At 40.5% G+C, this 7,442-nt stretch carries 8 protein-coding genes and 2 pseudogenes; 7 read left to right on the forward strand and 3 right to left on the reverse strand.

Going from position 1 to position 7,442, the window contains the following annotated elements:
• The first annotated feature begins 31 nt into the window (after positions 1-31).
• The 3 genes from FCV43_RS19780 (at position 32) to FCV43_RS19790 (ending at position 2,432) form a co-directional block, all read left to right on the forward strand.
• A complete protein-coding gene (locus FCV43_RS19780; protein WP_136996138.1) occupies positions 32-328 on the forward strand; it encodes a hypothetical protein in 297 nt (98 codons plus the stop codon).
• A gap of 176 nt (positions 329-504) precedes the next feature.
• Entirely contained in the window at positions 505-1,542 is a 1,038-nt protein-coding gene (locus FCV43_RS19785) for a hypothetical protein (protein ID WP_136996139.1), read from the forward strand.
• On the forward strand, positions 1,542-2,432 hold the full coding sequence (locus FCV43_RS19790; protein ID WP_136996140.1) for a hypothetical protein: 891 nt from the start codon (positions 1,542-1,544) through the stop codon (positions 2,430-2,432). Before FCV43_RS19785 ends, FCV43_RS19790 begins: the two co-directional genes overlap by 1 nt.
• A gap of 335 nt (positions 2,433-2,767) precedes the next feature.
• Here the strand turns inward: FCV43_RS19790 and FCV43_RS19800 are convergent.
• A pseudogene (locus tag FCV43_RS19800) lies at positions 2,768-3,205 on the reverse strand (transposase); the annotation flags it as partial.
• 78 nt (positions 3,206-3,283) lie between these two features.
• Between FCV43_RS19800 and tnpA the strand changes: the two are divergent.
• The 3 genes from tnpA (at position 3,284) to tnpC (ending at position 5,540) form a co-directional block, all read left to right on the forward strand.
• On the forward strand, positions 3,284-3,583 hold the full coding sequence (tnpA, locus tag FCV43_RS19805; RefSeq protein WP_136996141.1) for an IS66 family insertion sequence element accessory protein TnpA: 300 nt from the start codon (positions 3,284-3,286) through the stop codon (positions 3,581-3,583).
• The gene (gene tnpB / locus FCV43_RS19810) at positions 3,580-3,924 is read left to right on the forward strand and encodes an IS66 family insertion sequence element accessory protein TnpB (RefSeq protein WP_136996142.1); all 345 of its coding nucleotides are present in this window, start codon (positions 3,580-3,582) and stop codon (positions 3,922-3,924) included. Before tnpA ends, tnpB begins: the two co-directional genes overlap by 4 nt.
• 86 nt (positions 3,925-4,010) lie before the next feature.
• A complete protein-coding gene (gene tnpC / locus FCV43_RS19815; RefSeq protein WP_136996143.1) occupies positions 4,011-5,540 on the forward strand; it encodes an IS66 family transposase in 1,530 nt (509 codons plus the stop codon).
• A gap of 28 nt (positions 5,541-5,568) precedes the next feature.
• On the opposite strand, the pseudogene FCV43_RS19820 reads toward tnpC, so the two are convergent.
• Positions 5,569-6,156 (reverse strand): annotated as a pseudogene (locus tag FCV43_RS19820) (IS110 family transposase); the annotation flags it as partial.
• Positions 6,157-6,273: 117 nt separating this feature from the next.
• On the opposite strand from FCV43_RS19820, the gene FCV43_RS19825 reads away from it, so the two are divergent.
• Complete coding sequence (locus FCV43_RS19825; RefSeq protein ID WP_136996144.1) at positions 6,274-7,047, forward strand: NERD domain-containing protein; 774 nt, start codon at positions 6,274-6,276, stop codon at positions 7,045-7,047.
• Positions 7,048-7,069: 22 nt separating this feature from the next.
• Here FCV43_RS19825 and FCV43_RS19830 read toward each other — a convergent pair.
• Positions 7,070-7,442 (reverse strand): transposase (locus FCV43_RS19830; RefSeq protein WP_136996145.1); only part of this gene is annotated, 373 nt, incomplete at its 5' end.

Below are 7,442 nucleotides of genomic sequence, written 5' to 3' on the forward strand. Positions count from 1 at the left end.
GGGGGTCATTATGTCTATGTGAGTATAGAATATGAACGAGTCGGTAGTAAAAGAAGCGTTATTAAAAGCACTCAGAGAGTTAGAAAATTCTGATGAGATAGTCGTGGTGCATCCGAGTGTAAGTGCTGTCGCTGACAAACTGAGCCTAGCAGTACAAGAAGTATCTCCAAACGAGCTAACAGTGAAGGAGCTAGGAGGTATCATTAATGCGTTAAATGCTAATAATCTAGGTTTTGGTTTAGATGATAGAGACTTCCAAACTATTATTGGTTTAGCAAGAGAAGAACTTAAAGCTGCGACAGAGAAGCTAAAAGTTGTAGGTTGGTAATTCACATAACAAGCAATTTAAGCAGACTGTCAACGCTTGGCATTTTCAGCTTGGTTTAGTTTTAGTGTATTGGTAGCGTTGTCAGCTACTTAATTGGGCGTTAGCCTTCTTTGAGTAGTACTTCGCATAAATAAAACGGTATAATTATAACAATTGCATATTAATTGGATGAAAAAATGACCCCTAATATCAAGCTTTTAGATAGTGATTATGATCATGTAATTCAAAGTCAGTTACTTTCGGTTAAGGCTGACTATCAGTTTGTCCTTGATAAACTAGTTCCTGCTGTTGATAGGTTAGATATCCAGCGTAATAAACAAAACACTAAATTTTATGACCGTCTAGCAACCGACATTGAAAATGGCTGTGTAATGCCGCCATTAACACTAGCTATCGTAGTCGATACCGCAAATGATGGAAAACTCAACAATGCTCAAGCAATGGAAGTTTTGGAAGATCATTTAGATGAATTTTTCGTGCTTGATGGAATTCAGCGTGTTACTACTTTACAGAAAGTACACAAAACCTTAGGTGAAGAATTTCCTTTCGGAAATTCTATATACCTAAATGTATTAGTATGCCGTTCGTTTGATTTATTACTCTATAGAATGATTACATTGAACAATGGACAAAAACCAATGACAGCTCGTCACCAAATTGAAATCATTGCAAACGGAATATATGACTTTGACAAGCATGATATAAATGTTGCAGTTGAAAAGAAAAATGGTAAAAAAAATATCAAAGGGTCATTCAAGAAGTCAGATTTAATAAATGCATATCTAGCATTTTTGAGCAAGAGTGTAAATATTGATAATAATAAAGTCATAGAGCAAAAAATGGATGAAATTATTGCAAGGAAGATAATTGAATCTGATCTAACACAAGAAGACGGTGATTTTGATACCGTATTACACGTAATTAGCGACCTATGTGAAAATGACGATGTAAAAAAATGGTTCTTAGTGACTAATAATCTTATTGGCTTTTGTGTGGGAGCTAGATCAAACCTAAATAATGTCTCAAAAATTACGAAAAGCTTAATGCTTGAATATGTTGATTTATTTGAGCAGTCATTTTCTTATATTAACCCTTCAAAAGTTAAAATTGGTGTAGTGCGAAGACAATGCGCAGCACATCTGTTCTCTAAAGTAAGCGAAGAGTTTAGCTTGGATGAGTATGATTTGGTTGATGAGTTTTCTCTGGTGATCTGATGAAGAAAATCAAGCATTATGTCTTTTCTGACAGTATACATTTTGATAAGCACGGTCTAGGAGATAAGTCCAATTTTGAAAGTTATCTTGGACTTACGACCAAATCTCCGGTAGAGCTTTGTATTATAAGACTATTGATGGGAGGGGTCTCTGTCACCAATAACGTTAGTGGTGATAGTTTTGAAACGGAAAATAATTATTTTCTTAATCCTGTAGATACTCGAAACTCAAGAAGTATTATGTCTGATTATAAGAAAGTTTTTGATTTTTCTACACTTGATAGCGAGGAGATAATAGAAAGCTTAAATATGAATAGAACAAATAGTTCTTTCTTTATTAATATATTGTTTGAACTGTCACATGCTCTCAATGATGCAAAGAAAGGTTCGCATTTACAGGGTTTTTTACATATATATAGGGCATACGAGCATATTTCTTATTCATTTCCATTGGTATATTTATCAACAGAAGATAGTTATGCCAATACTTATAAGTCTTTGAAAAATTACTTTAGTGACGGTGGGGATAGTGAGTTAAAGTTTTGTAAGCAATTTGTCGGTAAGATTCTCCCTGAATCTATTTTGGAATCAACCCTTGATGTCACATTTACTAACAACAAATCTGAAAATGAAAAAGTGCTTAAGAGGTTATCTGTAGGTAACTCCTTTGAGTTTAACTCATTTTCTGTAAGAATTGAATTTCAATACATATGGGATTTAGTCGTTGAGTTAAGAAACAAGTATTTTCACCATCTAAGTGGTATGTCAAATTCTATTAGTTCTCAACAGTTAGCGTGCCCAAACTCATTTTTCAAAGAAATTAATACCTTGGCATTACAGCTTTTCTCTGTCATTTATCTCAATATTGTACAAAGCCGTATAAAAGGCTAACAATCTGTTTAAGAGTGATTCGCAACGCTTGGCGTTTTTGCTATGCGTTGCGTTTAGTGTCTAAGGTGGTATGCGGCAGCGTCGGTATTGCGTTGCTCACATATATGGTCTCCCCCGGTTTTGCAAGTCAGTAGCATAATTAAAAGCGCAGGTTAACTTCCATATATACGGCCTGTTTAAGCGGCTATTGCCTTGGCCAAGATGAGGAAGTCGAACACGAAGTCCTAATCACCTTATCGACTTTATAAGCCAGTGTGAGCATAAGGTTTTCAACGTGTAGGATTTGTCCTGTTATTCATCTTACTACGTACTTTGCAAAGGGTTGGTGATTGTTACTAGCTTTGTTTTGTTTGGTACTCTTCATTTTTAGTTGTAACGGCCCATGCTATGCGCATGAGTTTGTTTGCTAAAGCCACCGCAGCACGGTTTGGCCCTCGTCGCTCTTGGAGTTCTAGCATCCATTTACTGAGGTTGTCGGATTTGAATTTAGCACGCCTTAATGCAGCTCTTGCTCCATGAACGAGCAAGGAGCGGATGTAAGTGTTGCCTCGTTTTGTAATGCCAAGAAGTATGGTCTTGTCGCCGCTGGTGTCTTGTTTCGGAACAAGCCCCATAGCAGCAGATGCATCTCTTCCTGTTTTGAACCGGAGTCCAGAGCCGAGCCATACGGCGACGGCTTGACTCGTGAGTGGACCAAATCCAGGAATGGACATAAGCCGTTTTGCGTTGTCGAATTGCTTAATAGTTTGGTTGAGTTTGCTATCGAACCATTGAATCGTAAGCGCGCAATTAACCACACGTTCTAATTCCAGCAAGCCTTTGTCATAGTTTCCTAAACAAACGGAGGAACTATGACTCAATCTGAAAAACATCAACACTGGACGGCCATTATCTCTAATCAGCAAGAAAGCGGACTTTCTGTTCCGCAGTTTTGCAAAGAGCACGACATCAATTACGCTACTTTTCATTATTGGTTGAAGAAACTCAAACAAACTGATGATGAGCAGGTTGCCCATCAAGTGGTAATGACTGATCGTCCAGCTTTAGGTTCGGAGGCGGTTGTTGTACATCTACCTAATGGACTGAGAGCGGAACTGCCAACCTCATTACCACTGGCACAAATTCAAACTTGGCTTAGGGCGCTGCAATGATCCCAAGTGGCGCGGTCTATCTCGTCTCTGGTATCACTGATATGAGAAAGTCGATTGATGGCCTGTCTCTTATTGTCGCGGATGTGCTAAAAATGGATCCATTGAGCAGCGCGTGGTTCATCTTTTGTAATCGTGGCCGAGATAAAATCAAAATTCTCTTTTGGGATACCAACGGATTTTGGCTCTATTACCGCCGACTAGAAAAAGGCCGCTTTAAGTGGCCCAAACCTACAGTTGCGGGCCATATCCATATTTCAACTCAACAACTTAACTGGCTATTATCTGGGCTAAATCTTGAAAACCCCAAGGCTCATCAACCTCTTTATGGCAGAGAAGTGTGAGCTAGAATACTGATCTCCAAATTGGGCTTGAACGATCCTTTTTCGCTGTCAGACTAAGTGGAAATGACAGATAATGAGCCCTTACCATGACCGACCTTCCTGATGATGTAGAACAACTCAAAGCGATGCTGCTTAAGCTTCAGGAGGAGAACAATGTACTCAAAAAAACAGTCGACACTCAAGCAGAGGAAGTCGTTGAATTAGAAAATAAAATGCAGTTGCTCCTTGAGCAGCTTAACTTGAGTAATTCCAAACGCTTCTCAGCCAAAAGCGAAAAAGAGCCCAAAGGCACGTTCAACGAAGCCGAACAGCAAAATGCATTGCCAAAGTCAGCCCCTAAGCATCATAAAAAAGGCCGAAAGCCACTACCAGCTGAGCTAGAGCGCGAAGTATATCAACACACGCTCAATGCCCCTTACTGTGAATGCTGTAATGAACCACTGCATGAATGCGGCACTGAAGTCTCGGAAGAGCTAAAAATCATCCCTCAGAAAGTCAGCGTTGTGCGCCATGAACGTACTAAATATGCTTGCCGTCAGTGTGAAAAAACACACACCAGCAGCAAAATTATCACCGCGCCTCGACCAGCCAATATGATCCCGAAAAGCATCGGTAGCCCTGAAGCCTTCGCCGCTGTCGTGACCGCAAAATATGTTGATGCGCTGCCGCTTTATCGCCAGGTAGAGATTTTAAAACGTTCTGATATCGACTTAAGCCGTGGGACACTCGCCAACTGGTGTGTTCAACTGGGCAATAAAGTGAATGTCATCGTTGAGGCGATGAAAGCCCATTTACTGAATGAGAAGCTCATCTGCGCCGATGAAACCACCGTCCAGGTTTTACGAGAGCAAGACCGAAGTGCTCAGAGTAAATCTTACATGTGGGTCTATCGTAGTGGCGAGTTCGTCAAACAGCCAATGGTCATTTACGACTATCAACCAAGTCGTGCAGGACAATGTGTTAAAGACTTCTTAGGAAATTACTCTGGCTACCTGCTAACGGATGGTTACCAAGCATACAACGGTCTCGATAATGTAAGCCAAGCTGGTTGCCTAGCGCATGTAAGACGCAAGTTTACTGATGCACAAAAAGCCCAACCGAAGAAGAAATCAGGCAGAGTAGAAAAGGCCATCAACTTTATCGCGAAGCTTTATGGCATTGAGCAAGAAGCCAAAGGCTTATGTGCTATCGAAAGGCAGCAGCTACGCCAACAAAAATCAAAACCTATATTAGACAAGTTCCACGCATGGTTGCTGGAAAGCCAAGAAAAAGTGCTGCCGAAAAGTCAGCTTGGTGGCGCCATCAATTACACGGTCAACCAATGGCCGAAGTTGCTCACCTATCTAGAAGATGGCGACATCAGCATTGATAATAATGTGACTGAGCGAGATATCCGCCCGTTTACAACGGGCCGGAAAAACTGGATGTTCTCAACCTCGGTTGAGGGCGCTACAGCGAGTGCCAACTTGTATAGCTTAGTGATGACGTGTCGGGCGAATAATATCAACGCGTATTACTACTTCGCGCACTTGTTCAAAGTGCTACCAACGCGATCCCTTCAAGACGATCTGACTGATCTTATGCCGTGGAACCTAGACATAGATGAGGCCGAATAAGGCCTCACTGCTTAATTAGACGCTTACATTGAATCTGTTCATCGACATATAAATACCGCTCATATTGGTGAGATAACAGCTCTAGTAAAATAGGAGAGAGTTGGTTTTCCACGTCTTCGAGTATTTCGGGAATAGCCTTTCTGAATGTTGCTTTGCCTTGTGGCATGATGATGCCGTATTCAGCTATTAGTCCGCGTACTTGATTAATGAGCCGGGTACGTTCGGTAACCATGAGTCGACGCATTCGAATGAGTGACTGAATGTCTTGTTGCTCGACCGATTTATGAGGAATGGGGTGAGGTCTTTGATAGAGAGCGACTTCAGCGATGGCTTCAGCATCGTTGTAGTCATTTTTTTGTTTACGCCTTTGGCTTTTCACATGTTGCGGGGCATAAAGCAAAACGGTATGTCCGAATTTTGAAAACTCCCGAGCCCAGTAGTGAGCGCCGGAGCATGCTTCCATAGCGATGGTGCAAGGTTTTAGGTTTGCAATATGGCTAAGTAACTTACTTCTTTGAAGTTTTTTACGGCTGATATTTTTTCCTTTATGATTAATTTCAAAAAGAAAGAAAATATTTTTTGCTAAATCGATGCCGATGATTTTATGCTGAGTCATGGTCTTCTCCTTTTACTTCGGACCTGAACACTCCAAGCATGGCTGATAGCGATGTGAAGTGGTAGGGGGAGACCATCTCATCACCTTAACAGAGCGTTAGTTGAATAAGGAAGTTTCGTGGATATATTAGGATTACTATCAGGTGCTTTGGCTCAAGTCTGGTATGTTGTACCTTTGCTACTTGTTGTCTCGATATTCAAGAGTCGGTGGTTTAAAGGTGTATTCGGAGAGTTTTTAGTAAACAAATTGTTGTCGCACTTGCCTGCATCAGATTACACATTAATCAAAGATGTAACTTTACCCACAGAAGAAGGCACAACACAAATTGATCACGTTGTTGTCTCTAAGTTTGGTATTTTCGTTGTTGAAACTAAGAATATGAAAGGTTGGATCTTTGGCTCAAAAAGTCAAAAGCAATGGACTCAAAAAATCTATCGTCATAAGTCTAAATTCCAGAACCCTCTTCACCAAAATTATAAACACGTCAAAACCCTAGAGTCATTATTGAGAATTGATTCATCTAAGTTGCATTCGGTCATCGTTTTTATCGGTGATAGTACGTTTAAGACAGATATGCCTAATAATGTTACTTACGCGCGAGGTTGCTTGGATTACATTAAGCAGTATATTCAGCCTGTATTTACAGATACTGAGTACGTTCAAATTATCGAAGCGATAACCGAAGTTAAGCTCAAAAAAGGCGTTGTTACAGACCTAAAGCATAGGAAACACGTTAGAGAGTTGGTCGCTTCAAAGGAAAATCTAAAGCAATGTTCACGTTGCGGCTCTGAAATGGTTGTGCGTGAAACAAAGCGTGGGGAAAATAAAGGTAAACAGTTTTGGGGTTGCTCGTCTTTTCCTAAATGTAGGTCAGTGGAAGAATTCACCTAACAAACGACTATGGCGTCAATAGTTAATTTTTAACTATGTTTTCGTCCCACATGACGCCATCTCGAAGCATCGAGTTTAAGACGACAACCATTTTTCTAACGCACGCAATAATCGCTACTTTTTTTTGTTTTCCTTGGTCAAGAAGTCGTTGATATGTAGCTTTAAATACAGGATTACATTGCATAGCTGACATCATGGCCATGTATAAAACGGTTCGAACTTGTGCTCGACCACCTTGGATAGTCCTTCTACCTTTATAGCGCCCACTTTCTCTATTCATAGGGGCCACACCAACCAGTGCCGCCGCTTGTTTATTAGTAATATAGCCTAGCTCTGGAAGATTGCTGATTATGGAAACGGAAGCAATTTGACCAATCCGGTGTTTTTCAAGGTAG

Origin of the sequence: Vibrio genomosp. F6 (assembly GCF_005146325.1) — a bacterium.
GTDB classification, from domain to species: domain Bacteria; phylum Pseudomonadota; class Gammaproteobacteria; order Enterobacterales; family Vibrionaceae; genus Vibrio; species Vibrio cortegadensis.

Coding starts and splice junctions, on each gene's coding strand:
- FCV43_RS19780 (WP_136996138.1), top strand. CDS start 32: ATGAACGAGTCGGTAGTAAAAGAAGCGTTATTAAAAGCACTCAGAGAG.
- FCV43_RS19785 (WP_136996139.1), top strand. CDS start 505: ATGACCCCTAATATCAAGCTTTTAGATAGTGATTATGATCATGTAATT.
- FCV43_RS19790 (WP_136996140.1), top strand. CDS start 1,542: ATGAAGAAAATCAAGCATTATGTCTTTTCTGACAGTATACATTTTGAT.
- tnpA (WP_136996141.1), top strand. CDS start 3,284: ATGACTCAATCTGAAAAACATCAACACTGGACGGCCATTATCTCTAAT.
- tnpB (WP_136996142.1), top strand. CDS start 3,580: ATGATCCCAAGTGGCGCGGTCTATCTCGTCTCTGGTATCACTGATATG.
- tnpC (WP_136996143.1), top strand. CDS start 4,011: ATGACCGACCTTCCTGATGATGTAGAACAACTCAAAGCGATGCTGCTT.